Annotated in this window: 14 protein-coding genes; 8 read left to right on the forward strand and 6 right to left on the reverse strand. The window is 73.0% G+C overall.

The genetic code is table 11. The features are described from left to right. The first annotated feature begins 88 nt into the window (after nt 1-88). Nucleotides 89-3,001: an ATP-binding protein gene (locus tag ACFOX0_RS16740; protein ID WP_377546627.1), complete on the forward strand. Its 2,913-nt coding sequence runs from the start codon at nt 89-91 to the stop codon at nt 2,999-3,001. A gap of 315 nt (nt 3,002-3,316) precedes the next feature. Here ACFOX0_RS16740 and ACFOX0_RS16745 read toward each other — a convergent pair whose 3' ends face one another. Continuing rightward, entirely contained in the window at nt 3,317-4,441 is a 1,125-nt protein-coding gene (locus tag ACFOX0_RS16745; protein WP_377546629.1) for a hypothetical protein, read from the reverse strand. Between the two features lie 713 nt (nt 4,442-5,154). Here ACFOX0_RS16745 and ACFOX0_RS16750 point away from each other — a divergent pair. The 5 genes from ACFOX0_RS16750 (at nt 5,155) to ACFOX0_RS16770 (ending at nt 13,876) form a co-directional block, all read left to right on the forward strand. Then, a complete protein-coding gene (locus tag ACFOX0_RS16750; RefSeq protein WP_377546632.1) occupies nt 5,155-6,675 on the forward strand; it encodes a fibronectin type III domain-containing protein in 1,521 nt (506 codons plus the stop codon). A gap of 172 nt (nt 6,676-6,847) precedes the next feature. Further along, nucleotides 6,848-7,789 carry an ABC transporter ATP-binding protein gene (locus ACFOX0_RS16755; protein ID WP_377546634.1) on the forward strand — a complete coding sequence of 314 codons (942 nt, stop codon included), beginning with the start codon at nt 6,848-6,850 and terminating at the stop codon, nt 7,787-7,789. Continuing rightward, entirely contained in the window at nt 7,786-9,141 is a 1,356-nt protein-coding gene (locus tag ACFOX0_RS16760; RefSeq protein ID WP_377546636.1) for an ABC transporter permease, read from the forward strand. Before ACFOX0_RS16755 ends, ACFOX0_RS16760 begins: the two co-directional genes overlap by 4 nt. Nucleotides 9,142-9,238: 97 nt before the next feature. Further along, nucleotides 9,239-11,989 carry an alkaline phosphatase family protein gene (locus tag ACFOX0_RS16765; protein ID WP_377546638.1) on the forward strand — a complete coding sequence of 917 codons (2,751 nt, stop codon included), beginning with the start codon at nt 9,239-9,241 and terminating at the stop codon, nt 11,987-11,989. Nucleotides 11,990-12,226: 237 nt separating this feature from the next. Beyond that, nucleotides 12,227-13,876 (forward strand): glycoside hydrolase family 44 protein, encoded by a 1,650-nt coding sequence (locus tag ACFOX0_RS16770; RefSeq protein ID WP_377546641.1) that lies wholly within the window; start codon nt 12,227-12,229, stop codon nt 13,874-13,876. On the opposite strand, the gene ACFOX0_RS16775 is transcribed toward ACFOX0_RS16770, so the two are convergent. The 5 genes from ACFOX0_RS16775 to ACFOX0_RS16795 all read right to left on the reverse strand — a co-directional run bounded on the left by ACFOX0_RS16775 (nt 13,842) and on the right by ACFOX0_RS16795 (nt 20,449). After that, nucleotides 13,842-15,236 carry a DUF2207 family protein gene (locus tag ACFOX0_RS16775; protein ID WP_377546643.1) on the reverse strand — a complete coding sequence of 465 codons (1,395 nt, stop codon included), beginning with the start codon at nt 15,234-15,236 and terminating at the stop codon, nt 13,842-13,844. The genes ACFOX0_RS16770 and ACFOX0_RS16775 overlap by 35 nt on opposite strands. Before the next feature lie 18 nt (nt 15,237-15,254). Further along, a complete protein-coding gene (locus ACFOX0_RS16780) occupies nt 15,255-15,824 on the reverse strand; it encodes a LemA family protein (protein ID WP_377546645.1) in 570 nt (189 codons plus the stop codon). 28 nt (nt 15,825-15,852) lie between these two features. Continuing rightward, entirely contained in the window at nt 15,853-16,404 is a 552-nt protein-coding gene (locus ACFOX0_RS16785) for a hypothetical protein (RefSeq protein WP_377546648.1), read from the reverse strand. Nucleotides 16,405-16,421: 17 nt separating this feature from the next. After that, nucleotides 16,422-17,816 (reverse strand): hypothetical protein, encoded by a 1,395-nt coding sequence (locus ACFOX0_RS16790; RefSeq protein WP_377546650.1) that lies wholly within the window; start codon nt 17,814-17,816, stop codon nt 16,422-16,424. 221 nt (nt 17,817-18,037) lie between these two features. Next, nucleotides 18,038-20,449: a BTAD domain-containing putative transcriptional regulator gene (locus tag ACFOX0_RS16795; protein ID WP_377546652.1), complete on the reverse strand. Its 2,412-nt coding sequence runs from the start codon at nt 20,447-20,449 to the stop codon at nt 18,038-18,040. A gap of 269 nt (nt 20,450-20,718) precedes the next feature. On the opposite strand from ACFOX0_RS16795, the gene ACFOX0_RS16800 reads away from it, so the two are divergent. Together ACFOX0_RS16800 and ACFOX0_RS16805 are read left to right on the forward strand one after the other, a co-directional pair. After that, on the forward strand, nt 20,719-22,095 hold the full coding sequence (locus ACFOX0_RS16800) for a ricin-type beta-trefoil lectin domain protein (RefSeq protein WP_377546655.1): 1,377 nt from the start codon (nt 20,719-20,721) through the stop codon (nt 22,093-22,095). Nucleotides 22,096-22,243: 148 nt separating this feature from the next. Beyond that, nucleotides 22,244-23,479, forward strand: coding sequence for an RCC1 domain-containing protein (locus tag ACFOX0_RS16805; protein ID WP_377546657.1), 1,236 nt, complete (start codon nt 22,244-22,246; stop codon nt 23,477-23,479). Nucleotides 23,480-23,638 lie beyond the last annotated feature (159 nt).

A 23,638-nucleotide genomic window follows, 5' to 3' on the forward strand; every position in this document is an offset into this window, starting at 1 on the left:
ACGGTGGTTGAGGGGAGTTCGACGGAGATCACCCGGCGGTGGACGCGCCCGTGCCGACACCGCGACGGCCGGATGTCCGGAGGGCGCCATGATCGTCTCACCCCCGACCGCGCAGACATCATCGAGCCAGGCAGTGCCGCCGATGGGGACACCGCCGTCCGCCGCGACGCCGTTGCTGGCGCGCGACCGGGAGGTCGCCCTTCTCGACCGCGCCGTGGCGCAGGCGTCCGCCGGCGGGTTCGCCGTGGTGGCGGTCTGCGGCGAACCGGGCATCGGCAAGACCCGCATGCTGCGGGAACTCGGCGCGCGGGCGAGCACCGCCGGGCTGCCCGTGTACGCCGGCCATCCCACCGAGTTCGAGCAGGAGGTCCCGTTCGGCATGTACGCCGAGGCGCTCGACCCGCTCCTCGGCGGCGAGCGTCCCGGGTGCCATGACGACGTCCGGATCGCGGTCGCGGCGCTGCGCGGCCGGCCGGACGCGCAGCCGGAGGCGGGCGCGTCGAGCCGGCGGGTCGACTCGTGTCGGGTCTACGCCGGGGTCCGTCGCCTGCTCGCCGAGGACGCCAGACCCGGCGCGGTGCTGCTCCTGGACGACCTGCACTGGGCCGATCAGGCCTCGCTCGAGCTGACCGAGTACCTGATCCGCAAGCCGCCGCGGATCCCGATGGTCGTGGGGGTGGCGTTCCGGGACGCCCGGCCGCCGGCCCGGCTGCTCGACGCGATCGCCCGGCACGGGCCGGCGGCCCTGCGGATCGACCTGTCCCGTCTCGACCCCGCCGAGCTGGCCCCGTGGCTGGCCGACGCGACCGCCCGGCGCCGCGCGATGATCCTGCGGGCCGGCCAGGGCAACCCGCTCTACGTCCAGGTGTTGTCCCGGCTGCCGGACGACGCCCTCGCGGCCCTGGCGGGCGGGCCCGGCCACGACCGGCCCTGGGCGGGCGACTCGGGGCAGCACATTCTGGCGGGTGCCGCCTCGGAGATCCTCACCCTCGACCCGGCCGCGCAGGCGGTCGCGTTCGCCATCGCCGTCATCGGTGACCAGACGACCATGGATCTGCTCGGCCACGTGGCGCGGCTGCCCCCGGCCGAGGTAATCCGGGCCGTCGACCAGTTGCACGGGCTGGGGCACGTGGAGGTGGACGGGAACCGGTGCCGGTTCCGGCATCCGCTCATGCGGGCCGCGGTGCGCGCGCTGACCGGGCCGGCCGGACAGATCGAGGTGCACGCCCGGGCCGCGGCCCACCTGCACGAGCGGCACGCCCCGCTGCAGATCCGGGCCCATCACACGGAACGGTCGGCGCGGCCGGGCGACCGGCTCGCGGCGGCCACCCTCATCGAGGCGGGCCAGGCGTTCACCTGCTCCGCGCCGCTGCAGGCCGCCCGGTGGCTCGGTACCGCTCTGCGGATCATGCCGGAGAGCGGCCCGCTGCAGGCCCGGCGGCCCACCGTCCAGCTCTGGTACGCGCGGGCCCTGGGCCTCGGCGGTGATCTGGAGGCGGCCCGGGCCGCGCTGGTCGACCTGGACCACGCCGAGGAGCCGGTGCGGACCGAGGCCGAGGCGTTCCGTGCCGTCGTGGCCCGGCTGCGCGGCGACATCGACGAGGCGGCCGCGGTGCTCGACACCCGGCTGAGACGCGGGTCGCCGAACCCCGCGGCGGAGGGCAAACTCCGCGTCCAACTGGCCGCCGTCGGCGCCCTACGGGAGGACTGGTCCGCGGCGGTCGACCACGCCAGCCGCGCGCTCGCCCTGTTGGACGCCGAACGTCCCGCGTTGGCCGCCGCCGCCCAGGCGCTGCGGGCGTTCGGGGCGTTCTACGGCGGTGCCGTCGCGGCCGCGCACGACCACATCACCACGGCTGCCCGGATCGTGGACGGGACCGGGGACGCGGCGCTGCGTCCGCACGTCGAGCTGTTCGGACCGCTGTCCTGGGTGGAGATCCAGCTGGGCCTGCTCTCCGCGGCGGACCGGCACCTGGTCCGCGCCCGGGAGATTGCGGAGAGCATGGGCCACAGCAGTGCCCTGCCGTACCTGCTGGTCGTGGCGAGCACGCTGCACGCCAGGACCGGCCGGCTGAGCTCCGCGGTGGTGCTCGCCGACGAGGCCGCCGCGGCCGCCGAACCGGTCGGCAGCGCCGAGATGCGCGCGATGGCGGACGCGGTGCGCATCCTCCCGCTGGTGTTCACCGCCGGCCCGCACACCGCGATTGCCGTGGCGAGGCGGCTCGCCGGGGAGGACCGGCCCCGGTCGGCGATGTGGCGGCGGGTCGGCTGGCTGAACCTGGCCGTCGCCCGGCTGGTCGCCGGCGATCCGCGCGCCTGCCTCGACGTACTGGCCGGGCCCGCGACGGCGTGGCCGGCAAACCTCTCGATCGCCGTGTTCCGGGAGACGCTGCGGGCGATCGCGTCGGCCCGCCTGGGTGAGGGCGCGGCCGCCCGGGCGGCCGCCGACCGGGCCGAGGCCGTCGCCGTCGACACCGGTCTGGGGTACGAGCTGGGCCTCGCCGGATACGCGCGGGCGCACGTGGCGGCCCGGGCGCACCGGTACGAGGAGGCGACCGACCGGGCGGGTGCGGCGGCGACGCGGTTGTTGGCCGCGGGCGCCCCGCTCGAGGCGGCGCTCGCGGAGCACCTGGCCGGCGCCGCCCACCTGCGGGCGGGAGCGCCGCGGCCGGGTCGCGCGGCCTACCAGCGCGCCCTGGTCGGCTACCGGCGGTGCGGCGCCACCTGGCTGTCCCGGGTGCTGACCCGCGACCTGGCGGCCGTTCCGCCGGAGCCGACCGCTGCCGGGCGGTCGCCGGCGGACACCGGGTTGACCAGCCGGGAGTGGGAGATCGCCGAGCTGGTCATGACCGGCCTGAGCAATCAGGAGATCGCCGCCAGCCTGCACCTGAGCCGGCGCACCGTCGAGTCGCACCTGTCCCGGGTGTTCGCGAAACTCGGGGTCCGGTCCCGGACCGCGATGACCAACCGGCTCAGCCGGCTCGCCGCGCCCGTCCCGTGACGCCGCCTCGGCGGGCCTCGACATCGGGCCGGAGCGGACGTCGTGCCGGGGCAGCAGCCCCGCCCCACTCGACCCGCCCAGCGAGATCGGGCTGGCCACTGAACCTTTTTCAACCTGAACCGCGCGGTGCGCAAGCGGCGTCTTCGACCTCGGCCGACGCCGGAGCGCAAGGGGAGGTTGAAAAAGGTTCACCGTGCACAACTGGAACCTGCGGCTGATCGGCCTGGACGAGGACGGGACACGCCGGGTGCCGGGCGCGCGTTCGAGCGCGCGCCCGGCACCTGATCACCCGCGGGGTCGTCCCCGCCGGCGAGGTCAGGACGAGATGTTCCGTACCTGGTTGTAGAGGCTGCTGACCTGGTTGCCGTAGTACGGCGAGTACATGTACTGCGGCTGGTTGGTGTACTTGAAGTCGTTGTGACCGTTGATGTAGCCCCAGTTACCGTCGAAGCTGATCAGCCAGGGGCCGCCCGAGGCGCCGCCGGTCATGTCGTTGGCCATGTAGATGATGTTGGTCCCACCGCTGGGCGCCGTGCCGGTCGCCTCGACCAGGCAGCACCCGCTGTACGGGGACGCCTGCGGGTAGCCGAACGCGTAGGCGTACTGGCCGACCGCGTAGTTCCAGGCGATGCCCTGGCCGCCGAGGTAGTCGGTGATCCGGTAGCCGGCGCTGTTGCGGTACATGATGGCCGCGCCGACGTCGTTGGCGAAGTCGTTGTTGTTGTAGAACCACGCGCTGGTGGTCCAGAGCGCCGACGCGGACCAGCTTCCGTACGGCGCGGAACCGCTGGCGTAGTTCGGCACGAAGATCCAGTTGGTGTTCCACTGGCCGCCGTCGGAGACGCAGTGGCCGGCGGTCCACACGGTGGACTTGCCCTCGGTGTTGACGATGGCGCCCGAGCAGACGTAGTTCAGCCCGAGGCTGGTGAAGAACACCTTGCCGTTCGTGCGGGCCACCGGGTGGCCGACCGGGTAGTTGGGGTAGAACGAGTCGGTGGACGCGTCCGATCCGGCGGTGGACGCGTCCGATCCGGCGGTGGCCTTCGGTTGGGTCACCGGCGGCGCGGCCGGAATCGACGTGGCCGGACCCTGCGAGCCCTGCGTGGCGGTGCCCGACGCGGCGGACGGGTGGGCCGCGGCGGCCGCCCGCTTCACCGAGGGAAGCTCGCTGTCCGGGTGGGCGCTCTTCATCCGCTCCGGACTCCAGTACGCGGCCAGCGCCTGCTGCTGGGCCTCGACGCCGGAGCCCTTCACGGTGCTGGCGACGTCGGCGGAGAGCCGGGCCGTTCCGCTGGTCAGGCTGGCGTCGGTGGTGGCCTGGGCGGTGGAGACCCCGCCGGTGGTGGTGGCCTGGGCGGTGGAGACGGCGCCGGTGACCAGCGCCGTGCTGACCATGGCCGTGGCCATGGTCAGCACCGCGAGACGCTTGGATAGCTTCAACACATCCTCCTCGAGGACCTATTGATCATTTCCGCCGTGCGGCGGTGAAGATGATTCTGATTCATTGCTCCTTCATGTCAACCGGTCAATTCCTGTTGCGCTGCCGGCCCGGGAGGGCGCGGAAATAATTGAGTGCTTGCGGTAGCTTTCCGGCTGCGCATTCCACCGAATCGGTCGAAGGAGACATATCGATGAATGCCCATGTCTTTGCCCGACGAGTGAGTCGAATCGGGCGCTTGGACTTGGACGATCTTCCGGGACTCTCACCCTGGGTGACCTGAAGACGAGGCGAGCAGTTAATAATCTGTTAACGCTGGGTCATTGAATCCGCGTTCTCCTCATTCCTGCTCAGTCCGGACCATTTCGGCTCCCACCGGCGCCTTTCGGCGACCCTTTGGAACCGGTGTTGGCGTGCTGACTGACGTGCCCGGAATGGATAGCGGAAGTCACCACTAACCCGAACTGCCTGGCCTTGTGGTAATGCCGGTCGTTGCGGGACGTGGCATACCGAGGGCGTACCACATCGCCTTTAGGTATTTTCACCCAAGACGCGGCGACATTCGCTGCGGGACAATCGGCGGTAACCGGCCAACCAATCTCCACCGAGCTTCGGCCGGCGGGGGAGGTGCGTCAGGGCGTACAGATGGATTTCTCTGCGGGCGCGGGACGCGGTATGGTGAGCCTATTATCGAACTCTGTCGATGGAGGTGTCGATGCGGCACATCGGACGCGCCGGGTTCCTGCTGGTCGCCACGCTCGCGGTCGTCCCGCTCGGGACGGCGGTCCCGGTCGCCGCGTCGGTCGCCGAGGCCGCGGCCCCCGCCCCCGCGACGCCGGTCGGACTGTCGGCGACGAACAACGCCTCGTCCATCACCCTGACCTGGCGTCAGCCGCCGGCCGGCACCCGGCCGGCCAGCTTCCGGGTGTACGAGGGGTCCACCGTGGTCGCCCGCAACACGACCACCCACGTCACCGTCCCGGACCTGCCGTTCAACAGCAGCCACACGTACCGGGTGACGGCGGTCGACCGCGCGGGCCGGGAGTCGGCGCCCAGCGCCCCGGTCACCCGGCGCGCCTTCATCGGCGGGCCGATGGCCTGCGGCATCACCGCCCCGAGCGGGCTGTCGGTGACCGCCGTGACCGCCTCGGCAGCGTCGCTGTCCTGGTCCAACGCCGTCCCCTACTACGACCAGGCCGGCACCATCCTGGTGCTGCTGGACTCGGTGGCGGTCGCCCAGACCACGATGGACGAGTTCCGGATCGGCGGCCTCGCCCCCGGCTCGACCCACACCGTCCAGGTGGCCCGGCGCGACTGCGTGGGACAGTCGCACCCCGGTGAACCGGTCACCTTCACCACCGGCGCCGGACCGGCCGCCCGGCCCGCGCCGCCGGGCGCGGTCACGGTCGGCGCGCGCACCGCGACCACGGTCGAGCTGAGCTGGGCGCCGGGCGCCGGCGCGGCCCCGGCCGCCGGCTACGCCGTCTACTCCGGTGCCACGCGAGTGGCCACCACCACCGGCCCGGCCGCCCGGGTGACCGGCCTGTGGCGGGAGACCGGGTACGAGTTCACGGTGGCCGCGCTGGACGGCGCCGGTAACGAGTCCACGCACTCCGCCCCGGTGCAGACCGGCACCCAGCCGTGCCCGGACCCGCCGGGCCGGGCGGACGCGCCCACCGCGCTGACCGCCGTCGCCACCGCGTCCTCGTCGGTGGTGCTGTCCTGGACGCAGGACTTCGCGGCCACCTCGTACACCGTCTACCGGGTCGCGGGCGCCGGCCTGCCGCTCGGACCGGTGGCCACGACCCGCACCACCTCGGCCCTGATCAGCGGCCTCCCGCCGGGCAGCACCGCCGGCTACGCGGTGGTCGCCACGACGGCCGCCTGCGGGTCCTCGCCGCGCAGCGACCCGCTGACGGTCGGCACCCCCGCCGGCCCGGCGGCCCGCCCGGCCGCACCCACCGGCCTGACCGTCGCGCGAAACACCCCCAACTCCGACTTCACCGGTACGGTCACGCTGTCCTGGACGCAGCCGGCCGGCGACGACCCGCCGGCGGGTTTCCGGCTCTACGAGGGCGGCGCGCTCCTCGCCACCAGTGACACCACGAGCGTGACGTTGCGCCTGCCCGGCGGCCCGACGCACGCGGTCACCGTGCTGGCGGTGGACGCCGCCGGCAACGAGTCGGGGCAGAGCGCGCCGGTCACCTTCACCGTCTCGTTCCTGCCGCCGCCGTAACCCGTCCGGCGGACGTCCCCGCGGGACGCCGGGCGGCCCGGGCGGATACCGGCGGGCCCGGCGGCGCAAGGCCGATGCGCCCGTTGTATTCAGTTTCATCAAAGTTCAACCGGCGGTCGCCATCCATGTCCGTTCTCCTCCCTAGATTCCTTAGCGGCAGGAAGAGGGAACGGTGGCGAAAACGCACGCGATCCGGGCTCGTCGGCTCACCAAGCGCTTCGGTGCGGTCGTCGCACTCGACGGCGTCGACCTGGACGTGGCGCCGGGACAGATCCATGGACTGGTCGGGCCCAACGGCGCCGGCAAGACGACGCTGCTCGGCCTCCTGCTGGGCCTGGCCGTCGCCGACGGCGGTAGCCTGGAGATTCTCGGTACGCCGGTCGAGCGGGCCCTCGCCACCCCGGACGGGACGGCCGGGTTCGTGGACGGCCCCGCCTTCTATCCCTCACTGACCGCTCGGCAGAATCTCGCCGCCCTGGCCGACCTGGACGGTCGGCGGGTCCGGGCGGCCCAGCTCGACCACGTACTCGACCAGGTGGGCCTCACCGACGTCGCCGACGACCGGACCCGCGGCTTCTCCCTCGGCATGCGGCAACGGCTGGGACTGGCGGCCGCCCTGCTGAGCGAACCCCGGTTGCTCGTCCTCGACGAACCGGCCAACGGGCTCGACCCGGCCGGCGCGAAACACGTACACGGTGTCCTCACCCGGCTCGCCGCGGCCGGGACCAGCGTCCTGCTCTCCAGCCACCGGATGGACGACGTCGAGGCGCTCTGCTCCGAGGTCACCATCCTGGCCACCGGCCGGGTCGTCTTCTCCGGCCCGTTGCGCAAGCTGGCCACCGAGCACCGGGAACTGGACTACCGGCTGGTCACCTCGGATCCGGACGCCGCCCGCCGGCTCGCCGCGGACGCGGCCGGCGTCCGCGTCACCACGACCGTCATCACCCGGTACGACACCGAGGTGCTCACCGTGACCGCCCGCACCCCGGCCCTGGACGACCTCGTGGTCCGGCTCGTCCACGCGGGCGTCGCCGTGCGCGAACTCGCTCCCGTGGTGTCGCCGTTGGAGGCGGCCTTCCTGGCCCTGACCGGGCAACGGGAGGTGGCCCGATGACCGCGAGCGTCGCCGCGGACCGCGCTCCCGCGCTCCGGCGCGGCTCGGTGGCCCGCGGCTACCGCTTCGAGCTGGTCAAACTGGTCTCCCAGTGGCGGGTACGGGTCCTCGTCGGCGCCTGCTGGATCGGGCCGGCCCTGTTCGTCGCCGCGGTGAGCCAGCAGAGCACCCTCCCGGTCGACACGCTGTTCGGCCGCTGGATGCACGCCACCGGTTGGGCCGGTCCGCTGGTGATACTCGGCTTCGCCGGCACCTGGGCGCTTCCGCTGCTGACCTCGGTGGTCGCCGGGGACGTGTTCGCCACCGAAGATCGGCTGGGCACCTGGCGGCAACTGCTGGTCGCGGTCCGGTCACCGGGACGGATCTTCGTGGCGAAGGCGCTGGCCGCCGTCACCGTCGTACTGCTGATGGTGACCGGGCTGGCCTGCGCCAGCACGGCGGGCGGGCTGGCGGCGGTCGGCAACCACGCGCTGGTCGGCCTCGACGGTCACCTGTTGGCTCCGGGCGATGCCGCGCGCACCGTGTTGCTGGCCTGGGCCTGTGCGCTCGCACCGACCCTCGCCCTGGCGGCGATCGGGCTGCTGGGGTCCGTCGCGCTGGGCAGGTCGCCGATGGGGTTGCTGCTGCCCGCCCTGGTCGCGTTCGCGATGCAACTGGCCCAGCTGTTGCCGCTGCCCGTCGCCGTACGGCTGGCCCTACCCGGTTACCTGTTCACCGCCTGGGCCGGCCTGTTCACCGCCCCCGCCCAGGCCGGTCCGATCCTGGCCGGGCTCGTGGCGAGTCTGCTGTGGACGGTGACCGCGACCGCCGCGGCGTACCGGCTCTTCCTGCGCCGCGACTTCACCAACCCCACCGACGACCGGTCGGGTCGTCGCGCGCTCACCGTCGGCGCGCTGCCGCTCGCCGGGCTGGCCACCGCGACGGTCGCGGTCCTGGCCGCGACCGGCACGACGACCGGATCCGGGATCCGGCAGGACGCCGTGCAACGGTCGGTGGCCACCACCTTCGCCCATCTCTACCGCCTGCAGACCCGGCAGCTGCACCGCCCCGACGTCACGGAGGCGCAACTGGCCACCACGGCGGCCTGCACCAAGGGGGGCGGCACGGTCGCCGCCGAGGGGCCGGGCAACGACTGGCGGTGCGTCGTGTCCTGGCGGCTGCCCGGCGTCGCCGCCACCGGGCAGGCCATCTACCAGCTCGACGTCGCGCCCGACGGACGGTACATGGCCGACGGCGACGGGCCGAAGGAAGTGAACGGTTACTTCGTGGTGCGGACCCCGACCGGGGACGCGTCGAACCCGCTGTGGCAGTTCGACGGCAACGTCGAGCTGTCGGCGACGTCGAAGGGATGAGCCAATGAACCTTTTTCAACCTGAACCGCGCGGCGCGCAAGCACCGCCTTCGACCTCGGCCGACGACGGCCCGCAAGGGGAGGTTGAAAAAGGTTCAATGCAGGTGACACGCCGACGGCGGGTCGACCGGGGTCGGTCCGACCTCGGCCGGCGCATCGGCCGCAGACTGCCGCTCCTGACGGCCGGTGCCACCGCCGTGGTGGTGGTCGCCGGCGCCGGAGTCGGGGTCGCGAAGACCGACCAGTTCGGCACCGACCGGGTCGGTGAGGTGACCGGCCGGGGCCTGGTGGTCTCGGACGACCAGTACGTCAAGCCGATCGGTGAGCGTCTGGTCGTCAACAACGGCAAGATCATGTCCTCGACGGTCAGCCCCGACGGGTCACACGTGGCGGCCTCGCTGGCCGACGGAGGGATGGCGCTCGCCATCCTGGACCTGCGGACCTGGCAGCTGCAGCAGCTCGTCGGCAACAACGCCGCGGCGGACCTGCGAATCAGCGGCAACGATGTGGGCCAGGAAGGGCCGACGTACGCGCCGGACGGTTCGCGGCTGTGGCTCGGCCAGGCCGACGGCTACCGGACCTTCACCGTGAACCCGGACGGCACCCTGGCCAACCCGGCGTTCGTCCGTATCCCGGCGGACGGTGCCAAGCGGGCGCTGGCGAGCGGCGCGGTCTTCTCCACCGACGGGTCCACCGTCTACGCCGCGCTCAACGGTCAGAACCGGGTGGTCGCCCTCGACGCCGCGACCGGAGCCGTCACGCGGAGTTGGCCGGTGGGCAACGCCCCCCGGGACCTCGCCGTGGTCGGCAGCAAGCTGTACGTCAGCAACGAGGGCGGCCGGCCGGCGGCACCGGGTGACCCGACCCTCAACTCCTACAACACCCAGGTCCCGGCCGACCCGGTGACCGGGGCCACCACCACCGGCACCGTCAGCGTCATCGACCTGGCGAACCCGGCCGCCGCCGTCGGCAGCATCGCCGTCGGCCTGCACCCGACCGCCCTGTACGCGCACGGCGGGGCGCTGTTCGTCACCAACACCGCCACCAACGACGTCTCGGTCATCGACCCGAGCCTCGACAAGGTCGTGCAGACCATCGCCACCCAACCGTGGCCGGAGGCGTCGGTCGGCTACGAACCGAACGCGGTGACGCTGACCGCCGACGGCCACCTGCTGGTGACCCTGGGCCGAGCCAACGCGGTCGCCGTCTACCGGTACACCACCGCGCAGGAGCCGGTCAGCTACGTCGGTCTGCTCCCCACGGACTACTTCCCGGCGGAGATCACCACCGTCGGCCGCGACGTGCTGGTCGCCAACACCCGTGGCATCGACGCCCGCCGCCCCACCACCAACCAGGGCCACGGCACGCACGACACGACGTCGAGCCTGCAGCGGTTCCGGCTGCCGAGCGACAAGGTGATCAAGTCTCAGACCCGCGTGGTCTTCGACCAGAACGGCTGGACCGCCGGCTCGGTCAAGCAGGCCCAGGGCCGGAGCAGGGCCAAGCCGGTGCCGGTGCCGGCCCGGCTCGGCGACCCCTCGACGATCAAGCACGTGTTCCTGATCGTCAAGGAGAACCGGACGTACGACCAGGTCTTCGGCGACGTGGCGCGCGGGAACGGCGCTCCGGCGCTCGCCCAGTTCGGGGAGAACGTGACGCCGAACCAGCACGCGCTGGCCCAGCAGTTCGGGTTGTACGACAACACGTACGACATCGGCACGAACTCGGCCGAGGGGCACAACTGGCTGATGCAGGCGAACGACCCCGAATACACCGAGTCCTCGGCCGGTGAGTACATCCGCAGCTATGACACCGAGGACGACGCGCTCGGTCACCAGCGGACCGGCTTCCTCTGGACCGGCGCCCAGGCGGCGGGCCGGTCGGTGCGCAACTTCGGCGAGTTCCACCAGTTCCTCACCAAGCCGGCGGGTGCCACCTGGCAGAACCTGTACTGCGACACCCTGCACATGGCGGGGACCGGCCAGGACACCGCGTACCCGATGATCTCGTCCTCGCCGATCCCGTCGCTCAACGACGTGTCGGTGCACGCCTTCCCGAAGTTCGACACGGATGTCCCGGACATCTACCGGTACGAGATCTGGAAGCGTGACTTCGTCAGGAACGGTCCGGCGAACCTGAACATGTTCTGGCTGTCCAGCGACCACACCGGTGGTCCGCCGAACGCCGCCGCCCAGGTCGCGGACAACGACCTCGCGGTCGGCAAGATGGTGGAAACCATCTCGCACAGCAAGTACTGGAAGGATTCGGCGATCTTCATCGTCGAGGACGACTCGCAGGCCGGCCTCGACCACGTCGACGGCCACCGCGCACCCATCCAGATCATCAGCCCGTACGCCCGGCGTGGTGTCGTGGACAGTCGCTACTACTCGCAGATCACGATGATCCGGACCATCGAGCAGATCCTCGGGATCCACCCGATGAACCAGAAGGACAGCGCGGCCAGTCCGATGACCGGAGCCTTCACCCGGCAGCCGAACCTCACGGCGTTCAACGCGCTGCCGAACCGGACCTCGCTCACGGCGGGCCTCGCCACCCTGCCACCGTGCGGCGCCGACAACCCGGCACCGCCGAACCCGAACGCCGCGCCCGTGCCGTCGGCCACCGTGCCGGCGGACAAGCAGCAGCTCGCGGCGAAGTGGGACGCCTGGAAGGCGCACCAGCGGCTCTCCGGGCCGAACGCCAGGGCGGACTTCGCCAACCCCGCCCAGCTGAACCACCTCACCTGGTACCAGACGAGCGGCTGGACCAAGCCGTACCCCGGCGAGGACAGGATCTTCGCGCCCGAGAACGTGCCGGGCGCGTACCTGCCGGCACCGGAGACCGACTGACCCGTCGGACCGGGTCGACGTCCCGGCGTCGCCGAGGACGTCGACCCGCTCCGGTCATCGGCCGACGCTGGCGCTTTTCCGGTACGACACGCCGGTGGGACGACCGAAAAAGTGTCAGCGGTCTGGGTGAACCTCGCCGTTGTCGTGGTCCGTACCGATTGACTAAAGATAGATAGAGACTAATATCCAGGATCGTGCCCGGTGTTCTCCGGGCCGGTCGGACGGTGGGAGTCTCTGATGGGTGTTCAACGACGGCGCAAGCCACGATCGGCCACGGTCGTCGGGGTGGCCGGATCTCTCGTGGTGGGGCTGTTGACCGCCCAGGCCGCCGCCGTCCCGGCGATGGCCGCCGACCCGCTCACCCTGTCCGTGGACGTGACCGCCGCCCGGCACGCGATCAGCCCGGACATCTACGGCATGAACGGCGGTGACCCCGCCCTCGTCGCCGAACTCGGCACGCCGGTGGCCCGCTGGGGCGGCAACGCCACCAGCCGGTACAACTTCAAGAACCACACCTACAACACCGGCAGCGACTGGTACTTCGAGAACATCGTGGCCGGTCCGGACAACACGCTGGAGGCGTTCGTCCAGCGCAACCAGGGCCGCAAGCAGGTGGTCACCCTGCCGTTGAGCGGGTGGGTGGCGAAGGACTCGCCCGCGGAGCACCCGTTCGCCTGCGGGTTCCCGGCGACCCGCTTCCCGCAGCAGGACTCGTTCGACCAGTGGGACCCCAACTGCGGCAACGGCCGGCACGCCGACGCGAACATCACCGGCGCGGACCCCACCGACACCTCGATCCCGGTCGGCCCGGCGTTCGCGGGCGAGGAGGTGTCGCACCTGGTGAACCAGTTCGGCCCGGCGGGGCGCGGCGGGGTGCCGATCTACGAGCTGGACAACGAGCCGGTGCTGTGGAACTCCACCCACCGGGACGTACACCCGGACCCGGTGAGTTACGACGAACTCGGCGGCAAGGGCACGGCGACCGCCGCGGCCGTCAAGGCCGCCGACCCGCGCGCCGCGGTGCTCGGCCCGTCGGGCTGGGGCTACTGCGAGTGGGTCGCGTCCGGGGTGGACGGCTGCGGGCCGGGCGCGGACGCGGCGGCGCACGGGGGCCTCAACCTCTCCCAGTGGTACCTGAAGAACATGAGGGACTTCAGCGCCGCGCACGGCGGGAAGCGCTTCCTCGACTACTTCGACCAGCACTACTACCCGCAGATCAGCGGCGGCAAGGACCCGGACTCCAACGCGCTGCGGCTGCGGTCCACGCGGTCGCTGTGGGACCCGACGTACCAGGACGAGTCGTGGATCGGCGCCGGCGGGGTGAACGCGCCGCCGCTGCAGTTCATCCGCCAGATGAAGGCCTGGATCGCGCAGTACTACCCGGGTACGAAGACCGCCATCACCGAGTACAACTGGGGCGCGCTGGACGACATCAACGGCGCGCTGGCGCAGGCCGACGTGCTCGGCATCTTCGGCCGCGAGGGTCTGGACCTGGCCACCATCTGGGGCGAGCCCAAGCCGACCGACCCGGCCGCGTACGCGTTCCGGATGTACCGCAACTACGACGGGGCGAAGAGCCGGTTCGGCGACGTGAGCGTGTCGGCGGTCAGCAGCGACCAGGGGCAGCTCGCGGTCTACGCCGCGCAGCGCTCGTCCGACAAGGCGCTGACCGTCATGGTGGTCAACAAGACCGGCACCGCCCTGACCTCACGGTTGTCGCTGGCCGGGTGCGGCGACCGGGACAAGGCGCAGCGGTACACCTACGGCCCGGCCGACCTCAGCTCGATCGTCCGGGGCGCGGACCTGCGGGTGACCCGGGGCGGCGTCGACGCCACGTACCCGGCGAACTCCATCACGCTGCTCGTCCTGCCGCAACACCGGCGCTGACCGGCGCCGCGACCTCGACGATCCGCCGGGTCCACGGCCGGATCCGGACCGTGACCCGCTCGCCGACCCGGCACCGGTCGGCGAGCGTCGCGGGCAGCGCCCAGGCCCGGGTACGGTCGGCCCGGCCGTCGTCGACGACCAGGTGGTACAGGTCCGGCACGTGCCGACGGCTGCTGTCGCCGCCCACCTCGCGGGTCCGCCACACCTGGTGCCACAGCACCTCGCCGGTGACCGTCACCGGCGCGACGGCGTCGAGCAGCACCCGTACCACGGTGTAGGTCGCGTAGCCGAGCAGCGCGAGACCGGTCAGGGTGAACACCAGGGTGACCGGGCTGCCGTCGGAGAGCCGCCCCGGCAGGTCGCGGGGTGCGGCGAAGGTCCAGCCGAGCAGGGCGCCGATGGCGGCCCGGAACAGGATCCAACCGAACCGCTGGCCGTACCGGGGCAGCAGGCGCGGGTAGCACACCGACACCCGGCGCCACTGCCCCGTGTACGCCGACCAGAGCCGTTCGCGGTCGGCCATCCCGAGGTCGATGACCTGGCTGGCCACCCGGGTGACGCCGAGCGCGGCGCCGTACGGCAGGTACCGGCCCCACACGGCCACCGCCGCGGGTGGCAGGTCGGCGAACGACTCGTGCCCGGTCAGCCAGCCGCGTACGCCGAGCCACCGGGCCGCGACCGCCCGGCCGGCCGGGGTGTCCCGCTCGCCACCGACCCGGCCGGCCACCCCGCACAGCGCCGCGGTGACCACCAGGAACAGCCCGGGTGCGGCACCGAGGTCCCCGTCGTCGCGCCACAGGTGATGGGCCGCCCCGGCGGTGACGCCGGCCGCCGCGAAACCGGCAAGCACCGACAGGGCGGTCACCACGGCCGGCGAGAACCGCCGCCGGGACAGGCCGGCCCGCCGGGCCTCGGCGACCACCGCGGTCCGGAAGCGCCGGGACCAGGTGGCGGACCGTTTCGGGTCGGCGAAGCCGAGGGCGGTCAGCGGGACCACCCCGCCGACCGCGCGCTCCTCGACCCGGTCGAGCACCTGCTTCTCGTACGGCGTCAGGTCCGTCGGCGGACGCCCGGTGAGGTGCACGGTGGTGTGCCGTGGATCCGGGCCGGCCTGGCGCAGCTCGACCCGGCCCCGCGCGGCCAGGTCGAGCAGGGTGGACTCGGCGGCGTCGACGGTCACCCGCCACCCGTTGGCCAGCAGGCTCACCACGGCCGGCGACTCGGCGCCGGGCAGCTCCATCGTGGCCGGTTCGGCCGGCACCCCGGCGGGCCGGGTCGCCAGCCGGGCGCCCGCGTACGCGGCCAGCCACACCGCCAGGCTCGCCACCGGCAGGCCGAGTTCCACCAGCAGATCCCGCATGACGTCGCCCCGGCCCGGTCAGAACCGCACCGGCACGTCGACCCGTTCGTCGCCGACGGCCTCGAAGTACGGTTCGGCGTGGAAGCCGCCCAGCCCGGCGACGATGTTGGTCGGGATCGACCCGACGGCGACGTCGAGCGACTGTACGGCGCTGTTGTAGAACTGCCGGGCGTAGGCGATCTTGTCCTCGGTGGCGGACAGTTCGGACTGTAACGCCAGGAAGTTCTCGTTGGCCCGCAACCGCGGGTACGCCTCGGCCAGCGCGAACAACCGTCCCAGCGCCTGACCGAGAGCCGCCTCCGCGCCGGCCCGCTGCCCCGGGTCCCGGCCCGCGCTGCCCGCCGCCGCGCTCCGGGCCGCGGTCACCGCCTCCAGCGTGCCGCGCTCGTGCGCCGCGTAGCCCCGTACCGTCTCGACGAGGTTGGGGATCAGCGAGTGCCGCCGCTTGAGCTGCACGTCGACCTGCGCCCAGGAGGCCCGCACCTGGGTGCGCAACCGGACCAGCCGGTTGTACGTGGCCACCGCCCAGCCGACGACCGCCACCGCGAGCAACGCCAGCACGGCCAGGAACGCCAATCCGGTACTCACCAGAGTCACCCCACTCTCTCTCGGCCGGTCAGAACCGGCCGGCCACCGTCCGGGCCAGCTCCTCCAGCGGCTTGCGGTTCTGCGCCGGGTCGTTGAGCCGGACCAGCCTGATCGACACCCAGGTCCCGGACTTGCCGACGAAGACCGCGTCGTCCTCGGCGTACGCCTCGTCGCCGATCCCGGCGAGCGGCCGCAGCGGATGCCCGAGGTCGCGTTCGATGTCCAGGTACTTCTTCGCGCCGTCGCCGACGAACACCTCCACCTGGGCGGTGGGTCCGGAGACCGGGCCGGTGTAGGTGCAGGTGTCCCGGACCGGGTTGCCGGCGTTGAGCGGGGTGCCGGCCAACCGCTGTGCCTCCTGCCGGGACACCAGCGCGCACGGGTCCGGCGCCGTGGCGGTGGCCGACGGGCTCGCGTCGGTCGGGTCCGGGGCGGTGTCCGTGGGCGCCGGCGCGTCCGTCGCGGCGCCGCCGGCGGCCGGGGCCGGCGTGGCGGGCGCGCCGCAGCCGGCGACGCCACCGACCGCCAGCGCGGTCAGGACGGCGACGGTCGACAACGATCGACCACGGTGCGGATTCATCGGTACGGTCTCCTTCGTCAGGCTCGGCACAGCGGTACGTCCGGTCGGACCTGTTGCTTGTGGACGAACGGGTACAGGGTTTCCTTCTCGAGCTCCAACTTCGCCTTCCGGAGCAGCTTCGCCAGCGCATCGGCGACGGTGGACGACAACGTCATGCCGACGCCGGCGCCCACCCGGCCGTCGAGCGTCGCGCCGACGCACCGGGCCACCGGGGCGCCCAGCGCCGAACCGTTGGTGACGCCGACGTCGACGACGAGCTTGACGTACGGGCCGGCCAGGGCGCCCGGGACGCCGACGCCCAACTGGACCTTGAACTCGATCGCGACGGCCACCCCGCTGACCCCGACGGAGAGCCCGCCGATCGAGTCCAGGATGCTCTTGGTCACGCTGAATCCCGGCGTCGCCGGCTTGCCCCGGACGAGCCCCACGGCGCCGTCGACGCGCCATTCGCCACCGGCGGTGACCGTGGTGTTCCTCCCGCTGAGGGCCGTCGCCACGATGATCTTCCAGCTGGTGCTGAAGGCGAACGGCGTGCCGGGCACCGGGGCGGTCATCTCGATCGGCACCTCGAACCGGATCTTCCGGTTGTCGTCGGCCCCGTTGGCGGCGCCGGCGGAGATGCTGACCGCGATGCCGCGCAGCCCGTCGAGCGCCACCGTGGAGGACGGGTCCACCAGACCGCCGGCTATCCGTACGTCGTGTCGCACGCGCGGCTTGTCGGTCTTCACCGCGACGTCGACGAAGACCTTGAGCGCGTCGCCCGCCTGGCGTCCGAACTTCAGGCCGAACACCCCCGGGTTCCGGTACGGCTGCGCCTCCCAGCCGGCCACACCGACGGTGGCGTTCCCCTCGCGGACCGGCGGCAGGTCGCCACCGGGCGCGGCGAGCCGGATCGGACGCACCGCCACCAGCCCGTCCGACCGTGCCGCCCCGGTCGGTACGGTGACCGCCCCGGGCGGGTCGGGGACCTCCTGGTAGCGCAGCGCGTCCTCGTCGACCTCCCGGTCGAACGTGAAGTGCGCGTCCCGGAAGACCTCGGTGAGCGTCACCGGCGCCAGCGTGACGGCCAGGTCCCCGCCCACCGGCCGCAGGTCGACGACCCGGCCCACCGCGCGGCTGGTGACGTAGACGACCCGGCCGACCGCGATACCGTCCGCACCCCGCGCCCGGCCGTCGATCGTCCAGGTCAGACCGTTGCCGCTCGCCGAGCGGATCACCGCCGGTCCACCCTCGACGAGAACCACGTCCGGCTGGTACGTGACCGACCCGTCCCGCACCGGTCCGGTGCCGTAGGTCAGCGCCGCCGTCCGGTCCGGCTCGGCGGTGGTGGCACCGGGCCCGGCGTCGCACCCCACGGTCCCGACGACCAGAAGTGTCGCGATCACCAGCCGCCACGGTCGTCTCGTCGTCATCCGCCGTCCCGTTCAGCCGCCCCCACGCGGCGGCCGCCGCCGTCCGCGACAACATCATCGGCGGGCGTGTTCGGGACCTGTTCCGGTTTTGTTCAGGCGTCCGGCCGCGCGGTGGCGACGCACCGCCGGCGACCGTCTCGACCGCGGGTCGACGCCCGGGCGGCCCCCGGGACCGCGGGCCGTCGTGCGCGGTGTGGACCGGGCCGTCCCGACCGGCCTGTTCAGGGGGTCGGTCGGGCGGAGACCGAGGCGGTGCCGGCGGGCGGGAACGGGGCCGGCTCGACGTCGATCTCCCGCATCCGCTCGACGTACTCGCGGTAGCGCCGGCCGGCCTCGCCGTGCCGACCGGCGGCGGAGAGCGCGGCGACCAGCCCGAGGTGGGTCGGCTCGTCGTAGTCGTCCTCGACGGTCAACCGCCGGTACCACCCGGCGGCGGCCTCCGGCCGGCCCAGCCGCAGACTCCGGCGGGCGAGCCGGCGCAGGACGTCCCGGTGCAGTTCGGCAAGGGTCGCCCGGGGGCGGTCGCTCCACTCGCCGGTGGCCTCGCCGTCGGCGCAGAAGTCCCCGGTGTAGAGACCGGCGACCGCCTCCAACCGGCCCGCGAGCTCGACGCCGGCCGCCGGGTCGCGGCCGTCCGCCGGCGCCGCCGCGTCCGCGGCGACGACCGCCCGGGCCGCCTCGTGGAAGCGGTGCGTGTCCAGTGCCACGTGCGCCGGGTCGAGCCGTACGGTGGCGGGGTCGGTGGCCAGGTAGTGCCCGGCGGGCCGACGCCGGTCGGGGTCGAGCACCGCCCGTACGGTCGAGATCAGCACCGACAGCCGGCGGTGCGCCACCTCCGGGCGCGCCTGCGGCCACAGCAGGACGGCGAGGGTGTCCCGGCCGACCGGCCGGCCCAACTGCCCGGCCAGCACCTTGACCAGCTCACGCGCCTTGCGGGACTGCCAGCTCGCCGCCGGCACCGGGGTCCCGGCCAGCCGTACGACGAAGTGGCCCAACGTCTGCACCGCCACCTCGGGGACCGGGGGAGGCCCGAGGGCGGCCAGCGGGCCGGCGATCTGCCAGGCGTCCTCGCGTACGCCGAGCCGGTGCAACCGGTCCCGGGCCACGTCCTCGGCCAGCGGGTCGCCCCCGCACCGGGCGCGCAGCAGCGCGTTGACGGCCAGGGCGACCTCGTTGCCCGCGTCGGCCCAGATCGCGGCGGCCTCGATCAGTCCGGCCGCGAACCGGCCGACACCCCGGCCGGTACCGCCGTGGGCGCTCCGACCGGTACCGGTGACGACGCGGCCCGAACTGCCGGCGTCGGTGGCGGCGCGGCCCGAACTGCCGGCGGCGGTGGTGCGGCCCGAGCTGCCGGCGTCGGTGGTGGTGCGGCCCGAGCTGTCGGCGGTGGTGGTGCGGTAGGCGGCGAGCGCGGCCAGTTCCAGCGCCTCGGCGAGACCGATCGGGTCGCGGCGGCGACCGGCCTCCGCGCGCACCGCGTCCGCGTGCCGGCCGGCGGTCCCGCTGTCGCCGTCGCAGAGCGCGACCCAGCCGGCGGCCAGTTCCCCGACGACCGGTCCGGCGGCACTGGGCACGGTCAGGGCCCGGTGCGCGTACCGTCGGGCCGCGACCGGATCGTCGGCGTGGCAGGTCCGGGCCAACCCGGCCCAGGCCGGGACCAGCACCTGGGTGTTGTCGTCCGGTTCGGCCATCGCCACCGCCTCCCGGTAGGCCGCGGCCGCCTGGCGGGCCGAGCCACGGGCCTGGTGCACGCGGGCGGTCGTGAGCAGCCCGAGCGCCGCCAGCGGGGAGCCGTCCCGCTGCCAGCGGGTCAGCGACTCGTCGGCGTCGGCCCGGGCCGCGGCCAGGTCGCCCAACCCGAGCCACGCCTCGGCCCGGTTGTGCAGCGCCAACGCCAGCAGCGTCGGCTGCCCGGTCGGTCCGCCGAGCCGGATCGCCGCGGTGAGCTGGTCCACGGCCGCCCGGAATCGTCCCTCCTCCAGCAGCCGGGACCCGATGTTGGAGCGGATCCGTAACTGCTGCTCGACGTCGCCGGCCCGTTCGGCCGCCGCCAGGGCGCGGGCGTACGCGTGCTCGTTGGCGGCCCGGTCGCCCTCGCTGAACGCGACAAGCGCCTGGGCCAGGTACGCCGCCGCGACCGCGGCGTCGTCCCGGCTGCGTTCCGCCACCCGGACCGCCTCGTCGGCCAGGAGCCGGGCCCGGGTCCGGTCACCCCGGGCCCACCGTGCGGCCGCCCACCCGGCCAGCACCCGGGCCCGGTCCCGCGACCCGGGCGCCGGATCCGCGCGGTCCGCGGGGTCGGCCGGATCTGCCGCATCCACGCGGTCCGCCGGGTCCACGCGGTCGGCGCCGATCGCCGGATCCGCGGGGTCGGTCGGGACGGTCGGGTCGGTGTCGGCGTCGTACGAGGCCCGGGCGTAGAGCGACTCCGCGGCCTCGAACTCGCCGCGCTGGTGCAGGCGTACGCCGAGCCGCCAGGCCAGCGCCGCGGGCAGCGGGGTGTCCGGCGGCAGCTCCGCGAGGTGGCGCAGCGCCTCGTCGTGCCGCCCGGCGCGCAGTGCCGACTCGGCCGACCCGATGGCCGGATCGCGTCGCGGGGCGGCGTCCAGCGGCTGCCCGGCACCGATGGTCACCACGCGAGGATACAAGTGGCGCACCAGCACGACGCGCACCGCAGAGCGGGCGGACGACGGTGTCAGATGGCCACGACATTGACATGCCTCACTGGACGCCATAAAGTCCGACCGAATCGGTTCGATACTCCTCGGTACGTCCGCCCCGAAGGGCTGCTGGCCGCCTGTGCAGCAGTCGAATCGACTCATCGTCTGGTCCGGCCATGGGCAGGTCGACCAGCGATGGATCCTGCGGGACGGCACTCACACGAGGAAGTAGGAACCGCATCATGACAAGGCGCAGAACCATCTTCGGACCCCTCGCGGCCGTGGCGGTGTTCGTCGTGGCCACGACCGCGACGGCACTGGCCGGTGGCCTGGACGGAACCGCGTCGGCCGCGCAGGTCGGTACCGCCGCGGCGACCGCCGGGTGCGGCAAGGCACCCACGCTGACCAGCGGGCAGCGGTCCATCCAGAGCAGCGGCCAGAACCGCAGCTTCATCCTGCGGATCCCGGACAACTACGACCGCAACCACCCCTACCGGTTGATCTTCGGCTTCCACTGGAACGGCGGGACCGCCAACGACGTCGACTCCGGCGGGTCCGACCGGGATGCCTGGTCGTACTACGGGCTGCGGGCGCAGGCCAACAACAGCACCATCTTCGTCGCGCCGCAGGGCAACGGAAACGGGTGGGCCAATCCGGGCGGCCAGGACGTCACCTTCGTCGACGACATGATCCGGCTGATCGAGGGCGATCTGTGCGTCGACACGTCCCAGCTGTTCGCCCTCGGCTTCAGCTACGGCGGCGGCATGAGCTACTCGCTGGCCTGCTCCCGGGCGAACGTCTTCCGGGCCGTCGCGGTCTACTCCGGCGGGCAGCTCAGCGGCTGCAGCGGTGGCACGCAACCCATCGCGTACATGGGGATCCACGGCATCGGGGACCCCGTGCTCAACATCTCCGCCGGCCGTTCCCTGCGGGACACCTTCGTACGGGCCAACGGGTGCACCGCGCAGAACCCGCCCGAGCCGAGGTCGGGCAGCCTGACGCACATCACCACCACCTACTCCGGCTGCCGGGCCGGCTATCCGGTGGTGTGGGCCGCGTTCGACGGCGGTCACACCCCCGGCCCGGTCGACGGCGGCGGTGACAGCGGGGTCCGGACCTGGACCAAGGGCGAGGTGTGGCGGTTCTTCACCCAGTTCGACAGCTCCGGCCCGGGCCCGACCACCTCGCCGACCACCTCGCCCACCGCCGGTCCGACCACCCCGCCGCCGGGCGGGACCTCGGCCGTCCGGAACACCGCCTCCGGCCGCTGCCTGGACGTCAACGGCGCGTCGCAGAGCAACGGCGCTGCGGCGATCATCTGGGACTGTCACGGGCAGAGCAACCAGAGCTGGACCGCAACCGCGTCCCAGGAGTTGCGCGTCTACGGCGGCAAGTGCCTGGACGTCAACGGTGCCAGCACCGCCAACGGCAGCTCGGTGATCATCTGGGACTGCAACGGGCAGTCCAACCAGCAGTGGCGGTTCAACGCCGACGGCACCATCACCGGGGTCGGCTCGGGCCGGTGCCTGGACGTGGTCGGCAACGGTACGGCCAACGGCACGCGGACCCAGATCTCGGACTGCACCGGGGCGGCCGGTCAGAAGTGGACCCGCGGCTGATTCTCCGGACGGCATGGCAGGACGGCGCCCCGGCAGGTTATGACATTGACCTTAATCAATGCTATGAAGTGATGGGTCGATGCTCGACCTGCCGGGGCAATGCCGCCTCCACCATGCAGAAACCGATGTTTTCCGGGGAGAAGAGCACATGAACGGACATCAGGACGGTCGGCTGTGGTCCCGCTGGCGGCGCAGACTCAGAACGGTCGCCACCACCGCGGTGGCGGCCCTCGCCATCGCCGTACCCGCGATCGGTGGCGCGGCGGGTGCGGCCGCCGCGGGCGTCGGTCCGGCCCAGCGTGGCGCGCTGGACGCCGCGCTCGCCGCGTCGACGGTCTCCCGGATCGCGGTGGGGAACACCCACACCTGCGCGATCCGCACCGACGGGGCGCTCTGGTGCTGGGGCGACAACTACAGCGGCCAGCTCGGTGACGGCACCACCACGGGCCGGACCAGCCCGGTGCGGATCGGCGACACCACCGCCACCTGGGCGCGGATCGACGGCGGCACCAGTGACACCTGCGCGGTCCGGACCGACGGGTCGCTGTGGTGCTGGGGCGGCAACTACAACGGGCAGCTCGGCGACGGCACCATGACGAACCGGACCAGCCCGGTGCGGATCGGTGACGCCACCAACTGGGCCAGCGTCAGTACCGGCACCAACCACACCTGCGCCATCCGGACCGACGGCAGCCTGTGGTGCTGGGGCTTCAACCGGAACGCCCAACTGGGCGTCGGCGCGTCCCCGTACCGGGCGCTGACCCCGCTGCGGGTCGGCACGGAGACCAACTGGGCGAGCGTCACGACCGGCTACGCGCACACCTGCGCGGTCCGTACCGACCGGACCCTGTGGTGCTGGGGCGACAGCACGGACGGGCAGCTCGGTCTCGGCATCCTGGGCTACAAGGCGACGCCGACCCAGGTGGGCACGGCCACCTGGACCGGCGTGACGACCGGGTACGCGCACACCTGCGCGGTCCGCGCCGACGGCACCCTGTGGTGCTGGGGCGAGAACGGGTACGGCCAACTGGGCGTCGCCGGCGGCTTCCAGACCTCGCCGGTCCAGGTCGGCACCGCCAACACCTGGACCCGGGTCGACGCGAGTGTCGACTCGACGTGCGCGGTCCGCACCGACGGCAGCCTGTGGTGCTGGGGCAACAACATGTCGGGACAGCTGGGCGACGGCACCACCACCCACCGGTCCGCCCCGGTCCGGGTGGGCACCGCCACCACCTGGACCGACGGCTTCGCGGTCACCTACCACACCTGCGCCGTCCGCACCGACGGTGGGCTGTGGTGCTGGGGCAACAACATGTCCGGGCAGTTGGGCGACGGCACCACCACCGCCCGGTCGACCCCGGCGCAGGTGACGCTGCCGGACTGACCGGCACCACGTTCTACGGCCGTGCGGCCGGCGGTCCCGATTCTCGCGCCACATCGAGCAAGTAGTAGCTACGGCACCGATGATGTGGCCCCGAGATCGGGATCGCCGTCCGGCCGGGGCGTTGACCGTCCACCATTAGCGTGCCTAACATATGACGTC

The sequence above is a fragment of the Micromonospora zhanjiangensis genome (assembly GCF_042650605.1).
GTDB lineage: Bacteria > Actinomycetota > Actinomycetes > Mycobacteriales > Micromonosporaceae > Micromonospora_J > Micromonospora_J zhanjiangensis.